Source organism: Pseudomonas sp. 20-5 (assembly GCF_056782835.1).
This window is the reverse complement of the sequence record NZ_CM165584.1, coordinates 4818497-4843513: the sequence shown is the minus strand read 5'-3', so window position 1 is coordinate 4843513 and position 25017 is coordinate 4818497. Positions and strand designations below refer to the sequence as shown.

Annotated in this window: 7 protein-coding genes, 2 tRNA genes and 3 rRNA genes; 8 read left to right on the top strand and 4 right to left on the bottom strand. The window is 64.8% G+C overall.

Annotated elements, in window-relative coordinates; all coding sequences use genetic code 11:
- Positions 1–35: 35 nt before the first annotated feature.
- Genes recC through recD form a run of 3 tightly spaced genes read left to right on the top strand, consistent with a single transcriptional unit; the run spans position 36 to position 9447 of the window.
- Positions 36–3551: an exodeoxyribonuclease V subunit gamma gene (gene recC, locus AC1RB9_RS22315; protein ID WP_003455243.1), complete on the top strand. Its 3516-nt coding sequence runs from the start codon at positions 36–38 to the stop codon at positions 3549–3551.
- The gene (gene recB, locus AC1RB9_RS22310; protein WP_003455240.1) at positions 3548–7285 is read left to right on the top strand and encodes an exodeoxyribonuclease V subunit beta; all 3738 of its coding nucleotides are present in this window, start codon (positions 3548–3550) and stop codon (positions 7283–7285) included. Before recC ends, recB begins: the two co-directional genes overlap by 4 nt.
- Positions 7282–9447 carry an exodeoxyribonuclease V subunit alpha gene (gene recD / locus AC1RB9_RS22305; RefSeq protein ID WP_003455231.1) on the top strand — a complete coding sequence of 722 codons (2166 nt, stop codon included), beginning with the start codon at positions 7282–7284 and terminating at the stop codon, positions 9445–9447. Before recB ends, recD begins: the two co-directional genes overlap by 4 nt.
- A 21-nt stretch (positions 9448–9468) precedes the next feature.
- Here recD and AC1RB9_RS22300 read toward each other — a convergent pair whose 3' ends face one another.
- The gene (locus tag AC1RB9_RS22300) at positions 9469–13104 is read right to left on the bottom strand and encodes an AAA family ATPase (RefSeq protein ID WP_003455228.1); all 3636 of its coding nucleotides are present in this window, start codon (positions 13102–13104) and stop codon (positions 9469–9471) included.
- Positions 13105–13112: 8 nt separating this feature from the next.
- Positions 13113–14342, bottom strand: coding sequence for an exonuclease SbcCD subunit D C-terminal domain-containing protein (locus AC1RB9_RS22295; protein WP_003455225.1), 1230 nt, complete (start codon positions 14340–14342; stop codon positions 13113–13115).
- A 671-nt stretch (positions 14343–15013) separates the two neighbouring features.
- On the opposite strand from AC1RB9_RS22295, the gene AC1RB9_RS22290 reads away from it, so the two are divergent.
- The 5 genes from AC1RB9_RS22290 (at position 15014) to rrf (ending at position 20170) form a co-directional block, all read left to right on the top strand.
- Positions 15014–16549, top strand: a 16S ribosomal RNA gene (locus AC1RB9_RS22290).
- Positions 16550–16613: 64 nt separating this feature from the next.
- Positions 16614–16690, top strand: a tRNA-Ile gene (locus AC1RB9_RS22285).
- Positions 16691–16718: 28 nt separating this feature from the next.
- Positions 16719–16794, top strand: a tRNA-Ala gene (locus AC1RB9_RS22280).
- A gap of 226 nt (positions 16795–17020) precedes the next feature.
- A 23S ribosomal RNA gene (locus tag AC1RB9_RS22275) occupies positions 17021–19911 on the top strand.
- Between the two features lie 143 nt (positions 19912–20054).
- Positions 20055–20170 (top strand): 5S ribosomal RNA (gene rrf / locus AC1RB9_RS22270).
- The 16S, 23S and 5S rRNA genes sit together here with 2 tRNA genes alongside, the layout of an rRNA operon.
- A 354-nt stretch (positions 20171–20524) precedes the next feature.
- On the opposite strand, the gene dnaE2 is transcribed toward rrf, so the two are convergent.
- Positions 20525–23620: an error-prone DNA polymerase gene (dnaE2, locus tag AC1RB9_RS22265; RefSeq protein ID WP_073666958.1), complete on the bottom strand. Its 3096-nt coding sequence runs from the start codon at positions 23618–23620 to the stop codon at positions 20525–20527.
- Positions 23596–25011, bottom strand: a complete 1416-nt coding sequence (locus AC1RB9_RS22260) for a Y-family DNA polymerase (RefSeq protein WP_003455174.1) — start codon at positions 25009–25011, stop codon at positions 23596–23598. The genes dnaE2 and AC1RB9_RS22260 overlap by 25 nt, the downstream gene beginning before the upstream one ends.
- Between the last annotated feature and the right edge of the window lie 6 nt (positions 25012–25017).

Here is a 25017-nt window from a genome sequence, read left to right as displayed (position 1 = left end):
TTCGCCAGAGCCTTGCGCCAGGAATAGCCGTACCGATGCCAGAACCCTTGGGAACCACCGCCCTCACGCCCGGATTCATGATCGTCCACGGCAATCGCCTGGACGACCTGCGCGACCTCGCCGTTTCCTGGATGCGCCGCTATCCGCTGGCGCCGCTGGAAAGCGAGCGGGTCCTGGTGCACAGCAACGGCATCGCCCAATGGTTGAAGCTGGCATTGGCCGAAGATCCCCGCGAGGACGGCGGCGGCGGTGGCGGCATCGCCGCGGCGCTGGAGGTGCAGTTGCCGGCGCAGTTCCTCTGGCAGGCCTATCGCGCGGTGCTGGGCCGCGAAAGCATTCCCGAGGTTTCCGAACTGGACAAGGCGCCGCTGACCTGGCGCCTGATGCGTCTGCTTCCCGGATTGCTGGAGCGTCCCGAGTTCCGCACCCTGCAACGTTTCCTCGCCGACGATGCCGACCTGCGCAAGCGTCATCAACTGGCCGAGCGCCTGGCCGACCTGTTCGACCAGTACCAGGTCTATCGCGGCGACTGGCTCGACGACTGGAGCCAGGGCCGCGACCAGTTGCGCACGGCGAACGGGCAGGCGCGCCCGCTCGGTGCCGACGAGCGCTGGCAGGCCGAATTGTGGCGCGCGCTGCTCGCCGACGTCGGTGCCGATAGCCTGGCCCGCAGCCGCTCCGGCGTGCACCGGCGCTTCATCGAGGCGCTGCGCTCCGCCAGCGCGGCGCCGCGCGCGTTGCCGCGACGAGTGGTGGTGTTCGGGATTTCCTCGATGCCGGCGCAGACCCTCGAGGCGCTGGCCGCCCTGGCCAGGTTCAGCCAGGTGCTGCTCTGCGTGCACAACCCCTGTCGCCACCACTGGGCCGACATCGTCGCCGACAAGGACCTGTTGCGCCACGAGTACCGCCGCCAGCAGCGCCGCGCCGGCGTCCCCGCCGACCTCGACGAGGACCGCCAGCACCAGCATGCCCAGCCGTTGCTGGCGGCCTGGGGCAAGCAGGGCCGCGACTACATCAACCTGCTCGACAGCTACGACGACCCGGACAGCTATCGGAACCTGTTCGGCGAGGTCAACGGCGGGCGCATCGACCTGTTCAGCGAGGAGGCCCCGCACGGGCTGCTCGGCCAGTTGCAGGACGATATCCTCGAACTGCGCCCGTTGGCGGAAACCCGCGAGCACTGGCCGCCGGTGGCGCCGCGGAGCGACGCCTCGATCCGCTTCCATGTGGCCCACAGCGCGCAGCGCGAAGTGGAGATCCTCCACGACCAGTTGCTCGCCCGCTTCAACGCCGATCCGAGCCTGAAGCCGCGCGACGTGATCGTCATGGTCCCCGACATCAACGCCTATGCACCGCACATCGAGGCGGTGTTCGGCCAGGTGCCGCGCGACGACCAGCGCTTCATTCCCTATACCCTGGCCGACCAGGGACAGCGCGGTCGCGAGCCGCTGCTGATCGCCCTGGAGCACCTGCTGAAACTGCCCGACAGCCGTTTCGCCGTGAGCGAGATCCTCGACCTGCTGGACGTCCCGGCATTGCGCCGGCGTTTCGGCGTCGACGAGGCCGACCTGGCGACCCTGCACCGCTGGATCGAAGGCGCCGGCGTGCGCTGGGGGCTGGATGCCGCGCAGCGCGAGCGTCTCGGCCTGCCAGCGGGACTGGAGGGCAACAGTTGGCGCTTCGGTCTGCGGCGCATGCTGCTCGGCTACGCGGTCGGCGAAGGCGCGGCCCTGCAAGGCATCCAGCCCTACGATGAGGTCGGTGGCCTGGACGCCGCCCTGGCAGGCCCGCTGGCTGTGCTGCTGGAGCGCCTCGAGGTGGCCTACGCCGAGCTGGCCGAACCGGCCACCCCGGCGCAGTGGGGCGAGCGCCTGCAAGCCCTGCTCACGGTGTTCTTCGAGGCCCACGACGAGCGCGACGAACTGCTCCTCACCCAGCTCCTGCAACTGCTCGAGCGCTGGCAGGAACACTGCGCCTGTGCGGCCTTCGCCGAGCCGCTGCCGATCAGCGTGATACGCGAGGCCTGGCTCGGCGGCCTGGACCAGGGCGGCCTGAACCAGCGCTTCCTGGCTGGCGCGGTGAGTTTCTGCACGTTGATGCCGATGCGCGCGATCCCGTTCCGGCTGGTCTGCCTGCTTGGCATGAACGATGGCGACTACCCCCGCCAGCAGTCGCCGCTGGATTTCGACCTGATGCGCAACGACTACCGCCCCGGCGACCGCTCGCGGCGCGAGGACGACCGCTACCTGCTGCTCGAGGCGCTGCTCTCGGCGCGCGAGCAGCTCTACGTGAGCTGGGTGGGGCGGAGTATCCGCGACAATGGCGAGCGGCCGCCCTCGGTGCTGATCGGCCAGTTGCGCGATCACCTGGCGGCCGGCTGGCGCCTGGACCCGGACGGCGACGGCGAGGCGCTGCTGCGTGCCCTGACCCAGGAGCATCCGCTGCAGCCGTTCAGCCGTCGGTATTTTCACGATGCGCCGGAGCAGGGCGTCGATGGCCTGTTCACCTACGCCCGCGAGTGGCGCGAGGTCCATAGCGAGGACGACATCGCCGTTCCCGACGCCGAAGCGTCCCTGCCGCCGCTTGAACTGGAGGGCGCACTGGGGCTGCGAGCGCTGGCGGAGTTCCTCGCCAACCCGGTGAATGCGTTCTTCCAGCAGCGGCTCAAGGTGCGTTTCGACGACGAGCAATTGACCGGCAACGACGAAGAACCTTTCGAACTGGACGCGCTGGACAACTGGAAGCTGCAATTCGAGCTGACCGAACGCATGAAGCGCTGGGTCGAGCGGGACTGGGATGCCGAGGGCCTGCCGGCGCAGTTGCAGGCCCAGGTCGAGCGACTGCGGCGACAGGGTCGCCTGCCGCTGGCGGCGTTCGGCGAGTTCTCCGCGCGCCATTTGCTGCAACCGCTGCCCGACCTGCTCTGGCGCTACCGCCAGGAAATCGAGCGCTGGCCGGAGGCGGTCGAGCAGCAGCAGGAGTTGCGCCATCGCCATCCGTCCGGGCTGGAGCTGGAGGACTGGCTCGGCGGCTTGCGTCGCGACGCTTCCGGGCGCCTGGCGCGCCTGCAGTTGCTCAGCGGCAAGCTCCATGAAGGGCGCGGCTTCAAGTGGCACAGCCTGGTGCGCCACTGGTTGCAGCACCTCGCCCTCCAACGTCTAGGCCAGCCGGTGAGCAGCGTGCTGGTGAGCCAGACCGGCACCCTGGAGATTCCGCCGTTGCCGAGCGAGCGTGCCGGCGAGTACCTCGACCAGTTGATCGATGCCTGGCGCCAGGGCATGCGCCAGCCGTTGCCGCTGGCCTGCCGGACCGCTTTCGCCTGGCTCGCCAGTGGTGGCGCCGCAGAGCCCGAGAAAGCCATGCGCGAGGCGCGCAAGCGCTACGAGGGAGGGTTCGGCATGGGGGGCGAGGTGGACGCCTCGCCGGCGCTGGCTCGGGTCTATCCGGACTTCGACAGGCTGCTCGCCAGCGGTGAGTTCGCGCACTGGGCCGAGCAGCTCTACGCGCCGCTGCTGGCTGCCCTGGGACGTGGCGCGGAGGAGCAGGCATGAGCCAGCAGCAGATGCCCGTGGCCCTCGATCCGCTGGACTTCCCGTTGCACGGCAGCCGCCTGATCGAGGCCAGCGCCGGTACCGGCAAGACGTTCACCATCGCCCTGCTATACGTACGCCTGGTCCTCGACCATGGCGGCGAGAACGCTTTCGGCCGGCCGCTGAGCCCGCCGGAAATCCTCGTGGTGACCTTCACCGATGCGGCGACCCAGGAACTCCGCGAGCGTATCCGCAGCCGCCTGGGCGAAGCGGCGCGTTGTTTCGCCGAGCCGCAGGAGCGCCACGACGGCCTGCTGGTCGCGTTGCGCCAGCAGTATCCCGCCGAGCGCTGGCCGGGCTGCGCGCGCCTGCTGCGCCTGGCCGCGGAGTGGATGGACGAGGCCGCGGTATCGACCATCCACAGTTGGTGCTACCGGATGCTGCGCGAGCACGCCTTCGACAGCGGCAGCCTGTTCACCCAGAACCTGGAAACCGACCAGAGCGAATTGCTCGCCGAAGTGGTACGGGACTACTGGCGGCGTAACTTCTACGGCCTGACGGCTCCGGCGGCGCAAGCCGTGGCCAGTTGCTACAGCGGGCCGGAGACGCTGGGCAAGGCCTTGCAGCCGCTGCTGGCGCGGCAGGACGCCGACTTCCGCTACGCCGACCAGGCGCTGAGTGCGCCCGAGTCACTGGCAGCCTTGCTGGAGCAGGGCGGCGACTGGTATCGCCAGCTCGACCAACTGGACGCGCAGGCCCGCGCCGCCTGGCGCGCAGCGCGCGTCGAACTGGAAGCGCTGCTGCGCGACCTGCGTCCCTACCTGAACGGCAACAGCTATCGCGGCAAGGACAGCGACGAGACCTTCGACGCCTGGCTGCAAGCGTTGGCGGACTGGAGCGAGGGCGGCGAGCAGCCGGCCAACCTCGGCAAGTTCGGCCAGACCCGGATCAAGCTCACCGCCAAGCGCGTGGCGCCCGAGCATGCCGCGCTAAGGGCCATCGACGCCTGGGCCGCGCATCAGGAAGAGCGTCCCGATCTCGCTCCCCACCTGTTGTTGCACGCGTTGGGCGAAGTCGGGCACGAACTGGAGATCGAGAAGCAGCGGCGTGCCGAGATCGGCTTCGACGACCTGCTCAGCCGCCTCGACCGCGCCTTGCAGGGGCCTGGTGGCGAGCGCCTGGCGCAATTGATCCGCGAGCAGTTCCCGGTGGCGCTGATCGACGAGTTCCAGGATACCGACCCGGTGCAGTACCGGATCTTCGAGCGCATCTACCGGATCGCCGCCGATCCCGACGAGCCCCAGGCGCGGGAAACCGGCCTGTTCATGATCGGCGACCCCAAGCAGGCGATCTACGCCTTCCGCGGTGCCGACATCCATACCTACCTGCGCGCCCGCGAGGCCACTCGCGGGCGGCATTACACCCTTGGCAAGAACTTCCGCTCGACCGCCGCCATGGTGGCGGCCGCCAACCGCTGCTTCGCCTTCGCCGAAGAGCATCCGCGCGGCGCCTTCCGTTTCGCCCGCGAGGGGCTGGAAAACCCGGTGCCGTTCCATGCGGTGGACGCCCAGGGGCGCGCCGAACGTTTGTTGATCGACGGTGCCGAGGCGCCAGCGATGACGTTCTGGAACCTTGATGTCGAAGCCGGCGTGCTCGGCTCCGCGGCGTATCGCCAGGAAATGGCCGAGCGCAGCGCCAGCGCCATCCGCCGCTGGCTGAGCCTGGCCGACCTGGGCCGCGCCGGCTTCGCCGACGAGCAGGGCGGCTGGCGGGCGTTGCGCCCGGCGGATATTGCCATCCTCGTCCGCGGTCGCGCCGAGGCCGAGGCGATCCGCAGCGCGTTGGCGGCGCGACGACTGGCCAGCGTCTACCTGTCCGACCGCGACTCGGTGTTCGACAGCCAGGAAGCCGCCGACCTGCTGCATTGGCTGCGTGCCTGCGCCGACCCCGGCGCCGATGCGCTGCTGCGGGTCGCCCTGGCTACCCGCAGCCTGCACCTGGACTGGGCGACCCTGGAACGATTGAACCAGGACGAACTGTTCTGGGAACGGATGGTCCTGCGCTTCCGCGACTATCGCCGGTCCTGGCAGGCCCAGGGCGTATTGCCGATGCTGCGGCGCCTGCTCGCCGACTTCGAACTGCCGGCGCGCCTGCTGCGGCATGCCGATGGCGAGCGCAGCCTGACCAACCTGCTGCACCTGGCCGAGTGGCTGCAGCGCGCGGCGGTGGAACTGGACGGTGAGCACGCGCTGATCCGCCATCTGGCCGAGCAGGTGCAGAGTCCGGGGAGCGAAGAGATCCTCCGCCTGGAAAGCGACGCCGACCTGATCAAGGTGGTGACCATCCACAAGTCCAAGGGGCTGGAATACCCCTTGGTGCTGCTGCCCTTCATCTGCAGCTGGAGGGAGCTGGACGGCAACAGCGGCGCGCCGGCGAGTTTCCACGAGGATGGCGCTGCAGGGCGGGTCATCGAGCTGGCGCGGCGCAAGGAGCAGGCTGCGCGGGCCTACGAGCAGGCCAACGACGAGCGCCTCGGCGAAGACATGCGCCTGCTCTACGTGGCCCTGACCCGCGCCCGCCATTCGGTGTGGCTGGGCATCGCGCCGCTGGTGGCGAGCAACAGCAAGTCGCCGGAGTTGCACAAGGGGGCCCTGGGCTACCTGCTTGCCGGCGGCGCGACCATCGGCAGCGATGGCCTCGGACAATGCCTCGCCGCGTTGCGCGGCGAGTGCCGGGAGATTGTCGTCGAGCCGGCCCCCGAGGCGGACGCCGAACGCTATGTCGCAGGGCGCGGCCAGGGCCTTGGGCAGGCCCGCGAAACCCGCCGCAGCAGCCGCGAGAAGTGGTGGGTCGCCAGCTATTCCGGCCTGCAATTGCAGGCCTCCGCCGGGCTGGACGATGACGAGGTGTTGGAGAGCGACGAATCGCAGGAGCCGATCAGCGCCGAGGAAGCCACCTTCCACGAAGAAGGCCGTTCCGCCGAACAGCCGCCGGTCGCGCACACCAGCGAGATGCGCGACGACCTGCATCGCTTCCCGCGCGGACCGGCTCCCGGCACCTTCCTCCACGGGCTGCTCGAATGGGCCGGCCGCGAAGGCTTCGATGTGGCGCGCGCCGATGCCCAGCGGCGCCGCGAACTGGTCGCGCGACGCTGCGATCTGCGTGGCTGGAAGGACTGGGCCGAACCGCTCGACCTGTGGCTGGAACAGTATCTCGCCGAACCGCTGCGCTGGCCCGGTGGCGAAACCAGCCTGGCCGGGCTCGTCGCCTACCAGGTGGAAATGGAGTTCTGGTTCGCCACCCACCAGGTCCAGGCCGAGGCGATCGACGCCCTGGTCCGGCGCCATACCCTCGGCGGCGCGGCGCGTCCGGCGCTGGCGCCGACCCTGCTGAACGGCATGTTCAAGGGCTTCGTCGACCTGGTCTTCGAGCACCAGGGGCGTTTCTACGTGGCCGACTACAAGTCCAACTGGCTGGGCGCCGACGATGGCGCCTACAGCCCGGAAGCGATGACCGCCGCGGTGCTGGAGAACCGTTATGACCTGCAGTACGTGTTGTACCTGCTGGCCCTGCACCGGCAGTTGAAGGCGCGCCTGCCCGACTACGACTACGACCGCCACATGGGCGGCGCCGTGTACCTGTTCCTCCGCGGCGCCCGCGCGGCGACCCAGGGCCTGCACTTCGAGCGCCCGCTGCGGGAACTGATCGAACGCCTGGACGCGCTGTTCAGCGGCCAGCCGGGAGCCGAGCGATGAATCCGACCCTCAAGCAACTGGCCGGCGAAGGCCGCGATGGCCGCGACGACCAGGTAGCGCAACCGCTGGCGGTACGCCACGACCTGCTGCGCCAGCTCGACCTGTGGGTGGCGCGCGGCTGGCTACGGGCGCTGGACCGGGCGTTCGTCGCCTTCCTCGTCGAGTTGCAGCCGCAGGCCGATCCCCGGGTGCTGCTGGCGGCGGCGCTGACCAGCCACCAACTGGGCCACGGGCACGTCTGCCTGGACCTGGAGGCGACCCTCGGTGCGCCTGACGCGGCACTGTCGCTGCCGCCGGAAGGCGACGAAGGCCGCGATGTGCTGCTGCCGTCGCAACTGCTGCGCGGCGTGCGCCTCGACGCCTGGCGCGAGGCCCTGGCGGCGTCATCGCTGGTGGAGGTGGTCGACGAGCGCCCAGGCGATCCCGAGCCGAGCGAGGCGGCGACCTCGCCGCTGGTGCTTTGCGCTCAGCGTCTCTACCTGCGTCGTTACTGGCGGCACGAGCTGGAGATCGCCCTGGCCCTGCGCGAGCGCCTGGGTCGGCAGGCGCCCCTGGCCGCAGACCTGGCGCCGCGCCTGGCCGCGCTGTTCGCGCAGGCGCCGACGGAAGACGGCCAGCGCGTCACCGACTGGCAGAAGCTGGCCTGTGCCCTGGCGGCCCGCGGCTATTTCAGCCTGATCACCGGCGGTCCCGGTACCGGCAAGACCACCACCGTGGTGCGCCTGCTCGGTCTGCTCCAGGCACCGGCGGTAGCCGCCGGCCAGCCGCTGCGCATCCGCCTCGCGGCACCCACCGGCAAGGCCGCGGCGCGTCTCTCCGAGTCCATCGGCCAGCAGGTCCGGGCCCTGCCGCTGGCGGAAGACGTGTTGCAGGCGATCCCCGCCGAGGTCACTACCCTGCACCGTCTGCTCGGCAGCCGTCCGGATACCCGGCACTTCCGCCACCACCGGGACAACCCTTTGGCGCTGGACGTGCTGGTGGTGGATGAGGCCTCGATGATCGACCTGGAAATGATGGCCAGCCTGCTCGATGCGCTACCGCCGCAGGCGCGCCTGATCCTGCTCGGCGACAAGGACCAGTTGGCCTCGGTAGAGGCCGGCGCGGTGCTCGGCGATCTCTGCCGGGATGCCGAGGAGGGCTGGTACAGCGCCGAGACCCGCGCCTGGTTGCAGCGGGTCAGCGGCGAAACCTGGCAGGGCTTGCGCGAAGGTTCGGCGCAGGCGCATCCGCTGGCGCAACAGACCGTCATGCTGCGGCATTCCCGGCGCTTCGGCGCGAGCAGCGGGATCGGGCGCCTGGCGCGGTTGGTCAACCGGCAACAGGCCGGCGACGCGCGCGCGCTGCTGGACAGTCCGCCCGCCGACCTCTTCGACCTGCGCCTGCGCGGGGAGCGCGATGCAGCCTTCGCCCGGCTGTTCGTCGACGGTCATCCGCAGGCGCCGGGCACGCCGTACGGCTACCGGCACTACCTGCAACGCCTGGCCGAGGGCCGCCCGGCCGCCGGACTGGCGCTGGAGGATGGCGCCTGGGAGCGCTGGGCGCAGTCGGTACTGACGGCTTTCGACGCCTTCCGCCTGCTCTGCGCGCTGCGCCGCGGCCCATGGGGCGTGGAAGGACTGAACCAGCGGGTAGCGGCAGAACTGCTGCGCCTTGGCCTGATCGAGGCCGATCACGGCTGGTACGAGGGGCGGCCGGTACTGGTGACGCGCAACGACTACAGCCTGGGGCTGATGAACGGCGATATCGGTATCGCCCTGCGCCTGCCCGAGCGCAACGACGACGGCAGCCTGCGCTTCGCGCTGCGCGTGGCCTTCCCGCGCAACGACGGTAGCGGCGGCGTGCGCTTCGTCCTGCCGAGCCGCCTGGTCGAGGTGGACACCGTGTTCGCCATGACCGTGCACAAGTCGCAGGGTTCGGAGTTCGCCCATACCGCGCTGGTCCTGCCGGACGCGCTGAACCCGGTGCTGACCAAGGAGCTGGTGTACACCGGTATCACCCGCGCCTGCGACTGGTTCAGCCTGGTGGAAAGCCTGCCCGGGGTGTTCGAGGAAGCAGTGCGGCGCAAGGTGCGCCGGCTCAGCGGGCTGATGCTGCATCTGCGGCCGGAAAGGGAAGAGCAGCCGCCGCATGCTCCGGGTGAACAGACCGAGCTGCCGTTCTGACGTACCGCCTGGGCGGTCGGCTCAGCCGACCACCTTCAGGCTGCTCATGCCGTTGCCCTCGCGCTGGACCCGCACCTGGACCGGGATCCGTTCGTGCATTTCCTGGACGTGGGAAATCACCGCCACCTTGCGCCCCTGGGCCTGCAGGTTGTCCAGGGCATCCATCGCCAGTTGCAGGGATTCCGGGTCGAGGCTGCCGAAGCCTTCGTCGATGAACAGCGACTCGATGCGCAGCTTGCTCGATGCCATAGAGGCCAGGCCGAGCGCCAGGGCCAGGGAAATCAGGAAGGTCTCGCCGCCGGAGAGCGAATACACCGAGCGCAGTTCGTCGCCCATCTCGGTGTCCACCACCAGCAGGCCCAGTTCGCTGCCGCCGCGCTGCAGGCGGTAGCGCCGCGCCAACTGGCGCAACTGCACGTTGCTGTGCTGCACCAGCAGGTCGAGGTTGTAGCCCTGGGCGATGCGGCGGAACTTGTCGCCGCTGGACGAACCGATCAGTTCGTTCAGGCGGCCCCATCTGCGGAACTCGGCGCGGGCTCGCTCCAGTTCGGCAAGCAGCGCCTGGCTCTGCTCGCGGCGCTGGTTGTCGGCCTGCAACTGGCTGTAGGTATCCAGGTAGGCCTGTTCGCTGGCGGCCAGGCGTTCGCGCTGTTGCCGCAGGTTGTCTTCCAGCGCCTCGCGGTCGGTTTCCGGCCGCTGCCGGCGATGCTGGAGCAGTTGCGCCTGGCGCTCTGCTTCCAGTGTCTGCTGGCGGGTGATCTCCTCTTGCAGTCGCTGCAATTGCTCCCGCCATTGCGTCGCCTGTTCCTCGGAAAGGCCGAGCAGGGCGTCGAGGCGGCTGTCGTCGAGGTTGTCCTGGCGTTCGCGCCAGGCCTGCCAGTCGGCCTGAAGGCGCTGGAACTCATCCTGTTGGCGCTGCCGTTGCTGCTGCAGGTGTTCCAGGGCTTCGGCGAGTCGCAGTTGTTCCTCGCGCAGCGAATCCAGGGGCGCCTGGAGCGTCTCGACGGCGCTCTGCGCCGCTTGCGCGGCGTGCTCCAGCGATAGCTGCCAGTCCTGGGCGCAGGCGTGCTGGCCCAGGTGAGCGCCGAGGCGTCCGTTCAGTTCGGCGAGTTCCGCCTGGGCCCTTTCCTCTGCCTGACGGGCTTCGTTGCGTTGCTCGTCGCTTTGCTTCAGTTGCCAGCTCGATTCATCGCAGCGCTGCTTGAGCTCCTGCAGACGCTGTTCGATCTGCTGAAGCCGCGCCTGTTGCTGCCGGCGTTGCTCGATGGACTCGCCGAGTGCCTGGAAAGTCCGCAGCGGATCTGCCTGCCAGCGCTGCCAGTGCTCGTCGGAGAGCAATGGACGCAATTGCTGGCTGTCCTCCTCGACCTGCTGCTGCAAATGTTCGTAGCGCTGCCGTTGTTCCGTCAGCGCCTGCTGGCGCTGTTGCAGGATCGTCTCGGCGGCCCGCAGTTCCTGCTGCAATTGCTGGGTCTGGCGCTGGCGGGCGATCAGCCGGTCGAAGTCTCGTTGGCACTGCTGGCGCTGCCCTGCCAGGTCGTCCAGGCGTTGTGCCAGCCACTCCAACTGCGCGGACGGCTGCAGGAGTCGCAGTTCTTCCGGCAGCGTCCATTGGTCCAGTTGCCGATCGAGCGCGGCCAGTTGGCCAGTCAGTTCCTGCTGCTCCTGGCGACTCTGGTTGAGTCTTTCGCGCTGGCTGGAATAGCCCTCGCGCAGACCGACCAGGGTCTGTCGCAGCCGCTCGAGGGACTGCTCGGCGCGGACCTGCTCCTGGTCGTCGTGTTCACCGAGGGCGGCGAGCAGTTGCTCGGAATGGTGATAGGGATGCTCCTGGCTGCCGCAGACCGGGCAGGCCTCGCCGTCCACCAGGCCGGCGCGCAGTTGCTCGACGCTGGCGCTGCGGGCCAGACGTTGGCGCTGGAGCAACTCGCGGGTGACCTGCAGGGCCTGCTCCGCCGCCTTCACCTCCTCGGCGCATTGGCTGCCTTGTCGTTTCAGGTCGAGCAATGCCTGCTCCTGCTCGACCATACGCTGGTCGAGTTCGCCCAGGCGTCGAGCCAGACCGGCGCGTTGGTCGAGGACCTGTTGCCATTCCTTGTGGAGCGCTTGTTGTCGTTCCAGGCTATCGGTCTGCCGGCGCAATTCGTCCAGGCGTGCCGCCAGGTCGTCCGGCTCGCTGCCATGGAGGGCGGTCCATTGCGCCTGCAAGCGTTCGAGCGGTTCACCGGCGTGGGCCAGGGATTTTTCCAGCTCGGGGAGCTGCGCCTGGCTTTCGAGCGCGCGCTGGCGACGTTGCACGAAGGCGGCGAGCTGGCCCTGGTGGGTCGCCCAGGCGTCGCCGAGCGCGGCGAGAGCCTGGCTGTCGCGCAATGCCGCCTGCAGTTGCGCCTGTTCCGCGACATGGCGCTGCTGCTCCATATCCAGTTGCCGAGCGGCGTCGCTTTGCTGGGCGTGGCGCTGGTTCGATTGCCGATGGAGTTCCTGTCGCTCGGCCAGCATTCGCTCCAGGCGCCTGGCCTCGCTCTCCAGCTGGAAAGCCTCGCGCAACGGCGCCTGGGCCTGACGCAGATGGTTGTCGGCCTGGGCCTGGCGCTCGCGCGCCTCCTGCAAGCGGGCCTGCAATCCTTGCAAGCGCTCGGCGCCCGCGGCTTGCTGCTCGGTGCGCTGCCGCTGCTGCTGCTCGGAGTGCCGGAGTTCCTGCTCGAGTTGCTTCAGGCGTTCGATCAGTCCGCGAACCGGAGCCAGGCGCTCCAGCCATTGCAGGGTTTCCCGCTCCGTCGCCAGGGCGTCCCAGGCCTGCCTGGCCTCGGCCAGTTGACCTTGTGCGTGCTCGCAGGATTGCAGCAGCCGCTGCTCCTCGGTGAACCATTGTTGCTGGCCTTCCAGACGTTGCAGTGCCTGTTGCTCCTGGAGACGCGCCTGGGCGTGGGATTCCAGCGCCGCCTCGAGCCCGGCCCGGGCCTGCTCGGCCAGGGGCAGGCTGCCTTCCAGGCGTTGCTCGAGTTGCTTGCGCTGCTCGTCGGCCTGGCTGGCGCGCTGATAGGCGGCTTTGCTCAATTGGCTGTACAGGCCGGTGTCGGTGAGTTTCTCCAGCAATGCGCCGCGGTCGTTGTCGCTGGCCTTGAGGAAGGCGCTGAATTCGCTCTGGGCCAGCAGCACGGCGCGAGTGAACTGGGCGAAATTGAGGCCGAGCTTCTGCTCCAGCTGTTCGCGGAACTCGCTTTTCTTGTTCGCTGCCAGCATTTGCTGGGTCTCCAGGTCCTGGAGGCTCTGCTGGCTCTTTTGCAAGGCGCCGTCCGCCTTGTCCCGGGAGCGCCGGGTTTCCCAGCGGGCGCGATAGCGGTGGCCGTCGATGCCGACGAAATCCACTTCGGCGTAGCCGCTGGCGCAACCGCGGCGCAGCAGGTTGCGTTCGTCGTTGCTGGACAGCTCGTTCCGGCCATCGGGAACCTTGCTGCTGGCCGAAGTGCTTTCCAGCCGCGGCGTGCTGCCGAACAGGGCCAGGCACAGGGCGTCCAGCACGGTGCTCTTGCCGGCGCCGGTCGGACCGGTGATGGCGAACAGGCCGGCGCTGGACAGCGGTTCGCGGGTGAAGTCGATTTCCTGCTCGCCAGCGAGGGAGGCGAGGTTCTTCAGGCGGATGGCGAGAATCTTCATGGAACGGCTTATTTCCCCGGGGGCTCTTCGGTGGCCAGTTCGACGCTTTGCAGCAGACTGGCGAAGTCATCCAGCGCCTGCGCATCCGGGCCGGAGCCATAGGCGCTTTCCCAGGCGCGGCTGAACAGTTCCTGGGGGTTGAGTTGGTCGAGCCCGAGCAGCGGCGCCTGCTCTTCGTCGCGGCGCTGGTACTCGCTGGCGATGCGCACCAGACGGCAAGCCTTGCCCAGCAGGGCGCTCTCGACCTGCTGGCGCAGGTCCGGTTGCGGCTGATCCAGCATGACGCGGACTTCCAGCCAGGGCCGCTGTTCGTTCAGCAGGTCGGCCTCGGCCAGTTCGCCGATTCGATCGAGCACCTCGCCAAGAGGCGCGGGGCCGATGCGCAACAGTTCCACCGCGCGTGGCACCGGGAGACTCTGTACATCCTTCAGGCGCTCACCTTCCAGGGTGACGAGGAGGACCTGGTGGCGATAGTTCACTTCGGCGAAGGACAGCGGCAGCGGCGACCCGCTATAGCGAATGCGCTCCTGTCCGGCGACTTTCTGTGGCTTGTGCAGATGACCGAGGGCTACGTAGGCGATCTGCTCCGGAAACAGGCTGGCGGGCAGCGCTTCGACGTTGCCGATGATCAGGTTTCGCTCGGAGTCTTCGGAAACCGAGCCGCCGGCCATGTGTGCGTGGCTGACGGCGACCAGTGCCTGTCCCGGCGTGCGACGGGCGTGCGCGGCGGCAACCAGGCGTTCGTGCACCTGGCGGATACCGGCCAGGTAATCGTCGCCGAGCCCGCCTCCGGTGACTTCGGCGGGACGCAGGAAGGGCAGGGCCAGGCACCAGGCGGCGACCTGGCCATCCGAATCGTGCAGGGGCAGCAGCAGGCGATCGCTATCGAGGCTTTCGTCTATCCAGCCGATCCGGCCGATGGCATGGGCGTTCAGTCGTTTCATCAGCGGAGCGGGCAGTTCGATGCGCGCGCCGGAGTCGTGGTTGCCTGCGATCATCACGATCTCCAGCCGCGGCAGCCGCCGATGGGCGCTGACGATGAAGTCGTAGAGGCGCTCCTGGGCTTTGAGCGGTGGATTGATCGTGTCGAAGATATCGCCCGCGATCAGCAGGACATCGGCGCGCTGCTCTTCCAGCTGGCGCAGCAGCCAGTCGAGGAGGCGCGCGTGTTCATGATCGCGGTCCTGGCCATGCAGGGTCTGACCCAGGTGCCAGTCGGAGGTATGTATGAGGCGCATGGAACACTCGTCGAAAGCGGCGGAGCCGTGGCTCGCATTCCTTATATGAGGCAACAGAAGGAGAGGGCGGGGCAAGCCAGCCTATAAAGGAGGAATGGGGCATCCTCTGGGCTTCCTGACCTTTGGGTTAAAAAGTTTCAAATAAGTGTTGACGCCAGTTTCTATCTCCCTATAATGCGCACCACTCCCGGCGACGACGAAGAGTAAATGCTTGAAAATCAAGGATTTACGGATTCTCTCCCAGGGGCGGTGAAGCGCTCCGGCAGGTTGTCCGCCGCAGCGGTTCGGTCCCGAAAGGGGCTCGAAACGAAGCTTCATCGAGGTGCTTGACAGCGAATTTGAACGCTGTAGAATGCGCCTCCCGCTGATCGGAAGATGGTTTGAAGGTCGGCGCAAGCGGTTGAGTAGAAAAGAAAATTTTCGAAAATAACGCTTGACGGAACGAGAGGTTGCTGTAGAATGCGCGGCCTCGGTTGAGACGAAAGCCTTGACCAGCTGCTCTTTAACAAGTCGAATCAAGCAATTCGTGTGGGTGCTTGTGATGTAAGACTGGTGATCGCAAGATTATCAGCAACGCAAGTAACACTCGTGAATTCGAGAGTTTTATCTCTTTTTAAGAGAATGCGATTGCTGAGCCAAGTTTAGGGTTTTCTCAAAACCCAAGCAGTATTGAACTGAAGAGTTTGATCATGGCTCAGATTGAACGCTGGCGGCAGGCCTAACACATGCAAGTCGAGCGGATGAAGGGAGCTTGCTCCTGGATTCAGCGGCGGACGGGTGAGTAATGCCTAGGAATCTGCCTGGTAGTGGGGGATAACGTCCGGAAACGGGCGCTAATACCGCATACGTCCTGAGGGAGAAAGTGGGGGATCTTCGGACCTCACGCTATCAGATGAGCCTAGGTCGGATTAGCTAGTTGGTGGGGTAAAGGCCTACCAAGGCGACGATCCGTAACTGGTCTGAGAGGATGATCAGTCACACTGGAACTGAGACACGGTCCAGACTCCTACGGGAGGCAGCAGTGGGGAATATTGGACAATGGGCGAAAGCCTGATCCAGCCATGCCGCGTGTGTGAAGAAGGTCTTCGGATTGTAAAGCACTTTAAGTTGGGAGGAAGGGCAGTAAGTTAATACCTTGCTGTTTTGACGTTACCAACAGAATAAGCACCGGCTAACTTCGTGCCAGCAGCCGCGGTAATACGAAGGGTGCAAGCGTTAATCGGAATTACTGGGCGTAAAGCGCGCGTAGGTGGTTCAGCAAGTTGGATGTGAAATCCCCGGGCTCAACCTGGGAACTGCATCCAAAACTACTGAGCTAGAGTACGGTAGAGGGTGGTGGAATTTCCTGTGTAGCGGTGAAATGCGTAGATATAGGAAGGAACACCAGTGGCGAAGGCGACCACCTGGACTGATACTGACACTGAGGTGCGAAAGCGTGGGGAGCAAACAGGATTAGATACCCTGGTAGTCCACGCCGTAAACGATGTCGACTAGCCGTTGGGATCCTTGAGATCTTAGTGGCGCAGCTAACGCGATAAGTCGACCGCCTGGGGAGTACGGCCGCAAGGTTAAAACTCAAATGAATTGACGGGGGCCCGCACAAGCGGTGGAGCATGTGGTTTAATTCGAAGCAACGCGAAGAACCTTACCTGGCCTTGACATGCTGAGAACTTTCCAGAGATGGATTGGTGCCTTCGGGAACTCAGACACAGGTGCTGCATGGCTGTCGTCAGCTCGTGTCGTGAGATGTTGGGTTAAGTCCCGTAACGAGCGCAACCCTTGTCCTTAGTTACCAGCACCTCGGGTGGGCACTCTAAGGAGACTGCCGGTGACAAACCGGAGGAAGGTGGGGATGACGTCAAGTCATCATGGCCCTTACGGCCAGGGCTACACACGTGCTACAATGGTCGGTACAAAGGGTTGCCAAGCCGCGAGGTGGAGCTAATCCCATAAAACCGATCGTAGTCCGGATCGCAGTCTGCAACTCGACTGCGTGAAGTCGGAATCGCTAGTAATCGTGAATCAGAATGTCACGGTGAATACGTTCCCGGGCCTTGTACACACCGCCCGTCACACCATGGGAGTGGGTTGCTCCAGAAGTAGCTAGTCTAACCGCAAGGGGGACGGTTACCACGGAGTGATTCATGACTGGGGTGAAGTCGTAACAAGGTAGCCGTAGGGGAACCTGCGGCTGGATCACCTCCTTAATCGAAGATCTCAGCTTCTTCATAAGCTCCCACACGAATTGCTTGATTCACTGGTTAGACGATTGGGTCTGTAGCTCAGTTGGTTAGAGCGCACCCCTGATAAGGGTGAGGTCGGCAGTTCGAATCTGCCCAGACCCACCAATTGTTGGTGTGCTGCGTGATCCGATACGGGGCCATAGCTCAGCTGGGAGAGCGCCTGCTTTGCACGCAGGAGGTCAGGAGTTCGATCCTCCTTGGCTCCACCATCTAAAACAATCGTCGAAAGCTCAGAAATGAATGTTCGTGAATGAACATTGATTTCTGGTCTTTGCACCAGAACTGTTCTTTAAAAATTCGGGTATGTGATAGAAGTAAGACTGAATGATCTCTTTCACTGGTGATCATTCAAGTCAAGGTAAAATTTGCGAGTTCAAGCGCGAATTTTCGGCGAATGTCGTCTTCACAGTATAACCAGATTGCTTGGGGTTATATGGTCAAGTGAAGAAGCGCATACGGTGGATGCCTTGGCAGTCAGAGGCGATGAAAGACGTGGTAGCCTGCGAAAAGCTTCGGGGAGTCGGCAAACAGACTTTGATCCGGAGATCTCTGAATGGGGGAACCCACCTAGGATAACCTAGGTATCTTGTACTGAATCCATAGGTGCAAGAGGCGAACCAGGGGAACTGAAACATCTAAGTACCCTGAGGAAAAGAAATCAACCGAGATTCCCTTAGTAGTGGCGAGCGAACGGGGATTAGCCCTTAAGCTTCATTGATTTTAGCGGAACGCTCTGGAAAGTGCGGCCATAGTGGGTGATAGCCCCGTACGCGAAAGGATCTTTGAAGTGAAATCGAGTAGGACGGAGCACGAGAAACTTTGTCTGAACATGGGGGGACCATCCTCCAAGGCTAAATACTACTGACTGACCGATAGTGAACCAGTACCGTGAGGGAAAGGCGAAAAGAACCCCGGAGAGGGGAGTGAAATAGAACCTGAAACCGTATGCGTACAAGCAGTGGGAGCCTACTTGTTAGGTGACTGCGTACCTTTTGTATAATGGGTCAGCGACTTATATTCAGTGGCAAGCTTAACCGTATAGGGTAGGCGTAGCGAAAGCGAGTCTTAATAGGGCGTTTAGTCGCTGGGTATAGACCCGAAACCGGGCGATCTATCCATGAGCAGGTTGAAGGTTAGGTAACACTGACTGGAGGACCGAACCCACTCCCGTTGAAAAGGTAGGGGATGACTTGTGGATCGGAGTGAAAGGCTAATCAAGCTCGGAGATAGCTGGTTCTCCTCGAAAGCTATTTAGGTAGCGCCTCATGTATCACTCTGGGGGGTAGAGCACTGTTTCGGCTAGGGGGTCATCCCGACTTACCAAACCGATGCAAACTCCGAATACCCAGAAGTGCCGAGCATGGGAGACACACGGCGGGTGCTAACGTCCGTCGTGAAAAGGGAAACAACCCAGACCGCCAGCTAAGGTCCCAAAGTTGTGGTTAAGTGGTAAACGATGTGGGAAGGCTTAGACAGCTAGGAGGTTGGCTTAGAAGCAGCCATCCTTTAAAGAAAGCGTAATAGCTCACTAGTCGAGTCGGCCTGCGCGGAAGATGTAACGGGGCTCAAACCACACACCGAAGCTGCGGGTGTCACGTAAGTGACGCGGTAGAGGAGCGTTCTGTAAGCCTGTGAAGGTGAGTTGAGAAGCTTGCTGGAGGTATCAGAAGTGCGAATGCTGACATGAGTAACGACAATGGGTGTGAAAAACACCCACGCCGAAAGACCAAGGGTTCCTGCGCAACGTTAATCGACGCAGGGTTAGTCGGTTCCTAAGGCGAGGCTGAAAAGCGTAGTCGATGGGAAACAGGTTAATATTCCTGTACTTCTGGTTACTGCGATGGAGGGACGGAGAAGGCTAGGCCAGCTTGGCGTTGGTTGTCCAAGTTTAAGGTGGTAGGCTGAAATCTTAGGTAAATCCGGGGTTTCAAGGCCGAGAGCTGATGACGAGTCGTCTTTTAGATGACGAAGTGGTTGATGCCATGCTTCCAAGAAAAGCTTCTAAGCTTCAGGTAACCAGGAACCGTACCCCAAACCGACACAGGTGGTCGGGTAGAGAATACCAAGGCGCTTGAGAGAACTCGGGTGAAGGAACTAGGCAAAATGGCACCGTAACTTCGGGAGAAGGTGCGCCGGCTAGGGTGAAGGATTTACTCCGTAAGCTCTGGCTGGTCGAAGATACCAGGCCGCTGCGACTGTTTATTAAAAACACAGCACTCTGCAAACACGAAAGTGGACGTATAGGGTGTGACGCCTGCCCGGTGCCGGAAGGTTAATTGATGGGGTTAGCGCAAGCGAAGCTCTTGATCGAAGCCCCGGTAAACGGCGGCCGTAACTATAACGGTCCTAAGGTAGCGAAATTCCTTGTCGGGTAAGTTCCGACCTGCACGAATGGCGTAACGATGGCGGCGCTGTCTCCACCCGAGACTCAGTGAAATTGAAATCGCTGTGAAGATGCAGTGTATCCGCGGCTAGACGGAAAGACCCCGTGAACCTTTACTGTAGCTTTGCACTGGACTTTGAGCCTGCTTGTGTAGGATAGGTGGGAGGCTTTGAAGCGTGGACGCCAGTTCGCGTGGAGCCATCCTTGAAATACCACCCTGGCATGCTTGAGGTTCTAACTCTGGTCCGTGATCCGGATCGAGGACAGTGTATGGTGGGCAGTTTGACTGGGGCGGTCTCCTCCTAAAGAGTAACGGAGGAGTACGAAGGTGCGCTCAGACCGGTCGGAAATCGGTCGCAGAGTATAAAGGCAAAAGCGCGCTTGACTGCGAGACAGACACGTCGAGCAGGTACGAAAGTAGGTCTTAGTGATCCGGTGGTTCTGTATGGAAGGGCCATCGCTCAACGGATAAAAGGTACTCCGGGGATAACAGGCTGATACCGCCCAAGAGTTCATATCGACGGCGGTGTTTGGCACCTCGATGTCGGCTCATCACATCCTGGGGCTGAAGCCGGTCCCAAGGGTATGGCTGTTCGCCATTTAAAGTGGTACGCGAGCTGGGTTTAGAACGTCGTGAGACAGTTCGGTCCCTATCTGCCGTGGACGTTTGAGATTTGAGAGGGGCTGCTCCTAGTACGAGAGGACCGGAGTGGACGAACCTCTGGTGTTCCGGTTGTCACGCCAGTGGCATTGCCGGGTAGCTATGTTCGGAAAAGATAACCGCTGAAAGCATCTAAGCGGGAAACTTGCCTCAAGATGAGATCTCACTGGGAACTTGATTCCCCTGAAGGGCCGTCGAAGACTACGACGTTGATAGGCTGGGTGTGTAAGCGTTGTGAGGCGTTGAGCTAACCAGTACTAATTGCCCGTGAGGCTTGACCATATAACACCCAAACAATCTGATGATTGTGTGTTGTAAGGTGAAGTCGACGAACCGAAAGTTCGCATGAACCGCAAACACCTTGAAATCACATACCTGAATCTGGATAGACGTAAGCCCAAGCGAACGGATATCCAACCGAATTGCTTGACGATCATAGAGCGTTGGAACCACCTGATCCCTTCCCGAACTCAGTAGTGAAACGACGCATCGCCGATGGTAGTGTGGGGTCTCCCCATGTGAGAGTAGGTCATCGTCAAGCTCCTATCCCAAAACCCCTGGTCAGCGATGACCGGGGGTTTTGCTTTTGCGCGCGGAAAAAGGCGTGCTTCCTGTTCACCTTGCCGAACCCCTCCTGGCATGTCCTCTTTCGCGTCTAGCGTAGCGAGAGTCCGGGCGGATCCGCATGGCGCTGGCGCTCTTGCGTTCGCCGTACCTATCCCGATCCGCGAGTTAGAGCCTCGCTTCGAGGAGAAAGACAAAAGGTGGCTTCCGATGAAGGGAATCGCTTGATTTACTGTATGAATAAACAGTATCTTGAGCGCTCCCCCCTTCGTGGCCATCCCTGTTGGCCATCCCAAGGCAGCTCGTCTCTCGAGCTGCCTTTTTCTTTGTCTCAATGGAAATCCCGGCTGCGGACGTCCAGGCCGGTGAGTAGAGGGGTCAGGTCATGCAGGCGCCCTGCGATGACGTGGCGCACCTCGCCGGAGGACTCCAGGATGCCCTCCACCTGCAGCAGCCGGGACTCGAGGAATGGCCGCCTCTGCCGTTCGGCGAGGTCGTGCCGGACCACCACGTTGAGCATGCCGAACTCGTCCTCCAGGGTGATGAAGGTGATGCCGCTGGCGGTCTGTGGGCGCTGCCGGCCGACCACCAGGCCGGCGACCCGTATCGGTCGTCCATGTCCCAGTTTCGCCAGTTCGCGGGAGTCGCGGCAGCGGCGGGCCTTGAGCTGTCCACGCAAGAGTTTCAGCGGATGCGGGCCGAGGGTGGTGCCGAGGAGAGCGTAATCGCTCAGCAGTTCCTCGCCGCGCGAAGGCAGCGGCAGGCTGACCGTGGTTTCTTCGATGACGGTCCCTTCGGCGAACAGTGGCAATTGCGGCTCGACGCTGGCGACGGCCCAGCGCGCCTTGTGCCGGTGTCCGGCGAGACCGCGCAGGGCGCCGGCATCGGCCAGCAACTCCAGGGCCCGGGCGTCGAGCCTGGCGCGTCGGCCGAGATCGTGCACGTCGAGGAACGGCTCGGCCTCCCGGACCTGCTCGATACGCCTGGCATCCTCCTCGCGAAAGCCTCGGATCATCCGCAGGCCGAGGCGTATGGCCGGTTGCGCCTGGCCGAACGGCTCCAGGCTGCAATCCCAACCGCTGTGGCGGACATCCACCGGGCGTGTCTGCAGGGTGTGGCGGCGGGCGTCCTGGAGCAACTGGTCGGGGCTGTAGAAGCCCATCGGCCAACTGTTGATCAAGGCGCAGGCGAAGGCCGCCGGCTCGTGACGTTTCAGCCAACTGCTGGCGTAGGTGAGCAGGGCGAAGCTGGCGGCGTGGGATTCAGGGAAACCGTAGCTGCCGAAGCCTTTGATCTGCTCGAAGATGCGCGCTGCGAAGTCGGCCTCGTAGCCGTTGGCGAGCATGCCCCGGGTCAGCCGCTCGCGGTGGTGTTCCAGGCCGCCATGACGCTTCCAGGCGGCCATCGAACGACGCAGTTCGTCCGCCTCGCCCGGCGTGTAGTCGGCGGCGACGATCGCCAGTTCCATGACCTGTTCCTGGAACAACGGGACGCCCAGGGTACGTTCGAAGACCTTCTCCAGTTCGGCCGATGGATAGGCCACCGGCTCTTCACCGTTTCGCCGGCGCAGGTAAGGATGCACCATGTCGCCCTGGATCGGCCCCGGCCGGACGATGGCGACCTGGATCACCAGATCGTAGAACTTCTGCGGGCGCAGGCGTGGCAGCATGGCCATCTGTGCGCGCGATTCGATCTGGAACACACCGATGGTATCGGCGCGGCTGATCATTTCGTAGGTGGCCGGGTCTTCGCTCGGGATACTGGCGATGCTCAACCGCTTGCCGCCGCGCAGCGCGTGGATCAGGTCGAAGCTGCGGCGCAGGGCGCTGAGCATGCCCAGGGCGAGGACGTCGACCTTGAGCAGGCCGACCGCGTCGAGATCGTCCTTGTCCCACTGGATCACCGTGCGCTCGGCCATGCTGGCATTCTCCACCGGGACCAGGGTGTCCAATGGCTGTTCGGAGATGACGAAGCCGCCGGGGTGCTGCGAGAGGTGGCGCGGAAAACCGATCAACTCGTCGGTCAGGGCCAGCACCCGGCGCAGGATCGGACTCTGCGGATCGAAGCCGGCCTCTTCCAGGCGTTCGGCGCTGGGGGCCTGGTCGCTCCAGCGGCCGCAGCAGTTGGCCAGGACGTCGACCTGCTCGGGCGGCAGACCCAGGGCCTTGGCTACGTCGCGCACCGCGCCGGCGCCGTGGTAGGTGCTGACCACCGCGGTCAGCGCCGCGCGCTGGCGTCCGTAGCGTGTGAAAACGTACTGGATGACCTCCTCGCGGCGCTCGTGTTCGAAATCCACGTCGATGTCCGGTGGTTCGTTGCGCTCGCGGGAAAGGAAGCGCTCGAACAGCAGGTTGGTCCGGTCCGGGTCCAACTCGGTGATGCCGAGGGCGAAGCACACTGCTGAATTGGCCGCCGAGCCGCGGCCCTGGCAAAGGATTTCCCGGCCCCGGGCGAAGGCGACGATGTCCTGCACGGTGAGGAAATAGCTTTCATAGCCCAGTTCGGCGATCAGCTCGAGTTCTCTCTCGATCTGCTTGCGGACCTTGGCGCTCGCGCCGTTCGGCCAGCGCCTGGCGATGCCCTGTTCGGTGAGATGGCGGAGCCATGACGCCGGGTCGTGTCCGGCCGGTACCAATTCGCGTGGATACTGGTATTTCAGCTGTTCCAGATCGAACCGGCAGCGTTCGGCGATCTTCAGGGTTTCCGCCAGCAGGGCTTGCGGGTAGATACCCTGCAGGGCCTCCAGGGTACGCAGGTGGCGTTCCCCGTTGGGGAAGAGATAGGCGCCGGCCTCGCTGACCGGCAGATGGTTGCGGATCGCTGTCATGCAGTCCTGCAGGGCTCGCCTGCCGCGGGCGTGCATGTGGACGTCGCCGCAGGCCACGGGCGGTAGCCGGAGATGCGAGGCGAGCGCGAGCAGTTTGTCCAGGCGGGCATCGTCATCGGCGCCGCGATGCAACTCGACGCCCAGCCAAAGGCGCTGGGGGAAGCGTTCGCGGAGCCAGGCAACCTGCTCGTCCTCATGGTCGTTCGGCAACCAGATCGCCAACAGGCCGGCGAGCGGCTGTTGCAGGTCTTCGCGCAGTAGCCGGTAGTGGCCCTTGTCGGCTTGTCGCCGGCCGCGGGTGATGAGGCGACAGAGGTTCTGGTAGCCCTCCAGGTCCTCCGCCAGGAGGACCAGCTTGGGCCCCTGTTCGAGGCGGATTTCGCTGCCGACGATCAGTTGTACCTGGTGCTCCCGCGCCGCCTGCCAGGCCCGTACGATACCGGCCAGGCTGCATTCGTCGGTGATCGCCAGGGCCCGATAGCCCAGGCGCGCTGCACGGGCGAAGAGTTCCGTGGCGCTGGAGGCGCCGCGCTGGAAGCTGAAGTTGGACAGGCAATGCAGTTCGGCGTAGGCGCTCATGCGAACCAGCCATGCAGCCACAGCGGCCCCTCGCTACCGACCTCGCGATAGACCCAGGCACGTTGTCCGCTGCGGGTTTCCACCAGGTAATAGTCGCGGCGGATGTCTTCGCCATCCCACCAGCCCGACTCGATCCGCTCCGGGCCGGTCAGCACGGTGGGCAAGGCCTCGCCGAGGAGGCGTGGCTCCGCCAGCAGCCAGCCGGGTCGGAGGCCGCAGGCTGCCGGCGATTGCGCCCTGTCGCAGCTGTGCGGCCGCCAGCTTCGCTCCGGACGGTGTTCGGCGACGGCGCTCAGGCCCTGTACCGCCTCGTCGCCCAGCCGCGCGCGCAGGCGTTCCCGCAACTGTTCCCAGCCGAGATACTGCTGTGGGCGCTCGTCGAACAGTTCGCGGTGCTGCGGCGTGAAGGGGGGCAGCTCGCGGGCCTCCAGGCGCACGGCATGCACGGGGGCGGGCAGTTGCAGCTGTTCGAGACGGCCGCGGGTCAGTTCGAAGAGCATGGCCGCCTCGCGTTCGGCGCTGAGCAGGCCGACCGTGACCTGGCTGTCGGCGCGCCCGTGATGCTCCAGATGCAGGGTGAAGCGCTGCACGCCGCTGTCGCGTCCGGCGAGAAAGGCGGCGAGATCGGCGCTCAGCCGTCGCAGGGGGAAGAGCAGGGCCTGGTGCGATTCCACGTCGAAATTGAGTTCGATGCGCAGGTCGAAGGTGTCCGGCGGCCGGTAGTGCTCCAGCGCCAGTGGGCTGCGGCCGCAGAGGCGGTCGATGTGCAACAGCAGTTCGGCCGGGAAGCGACGGGCCAGGGCGGCGCGCGGCAACTCGAGGACCTGGCGCAGATGGCGCAGTCCCATGCGTCCGAGGGCGACGGCCAGCTCCCGCGAGAGTCCCAGGCGGTCCAGCGGAAGGGCGGACAACTGGCGTTGCAGCGCTGTCTCGTCCTCGATGGCCAGGCCGTCGTGGCTGTTCGCCAGGACCCTCGCCGCCACCGGGTTCGGCGCCAGGCACAGGCGATGGCGGAAGCCCAGCGCCGTGAGTTCCTTGCGCAAGCGGGCCTCGAAGCGTGGCCAGGGGCCGAACAGGGCAAGGCTGGACTGCACTTCCAGCAGCAGCGCACGCGGATAGTGCAGGCTGACCTGCGAGCTGAAACCGTAGGCCCAGGCGGCGAGGAAGGCCTGCCAGCGCTCCACGGCGGCGAGGTCGTATTCCGCCGTGGCGAAGTCCCGGCTCAGGGCCTGGGCGGCGATCAGCGATTGACCGGGCTTCAGGCCGAGCGCGCGTGCCGCTGGGTTGACCGCCTGCAACTGCCGGCGCTGCGCTGGGCCGCCGAGCAGCGCCAGCGGTGCGTCGGGATTGCTCCGTTGACGCAGCGCGCTGTCCATGGCCAGTTGCGGCAGGAGAATGCAAGCCCAGAGCATGGCCGC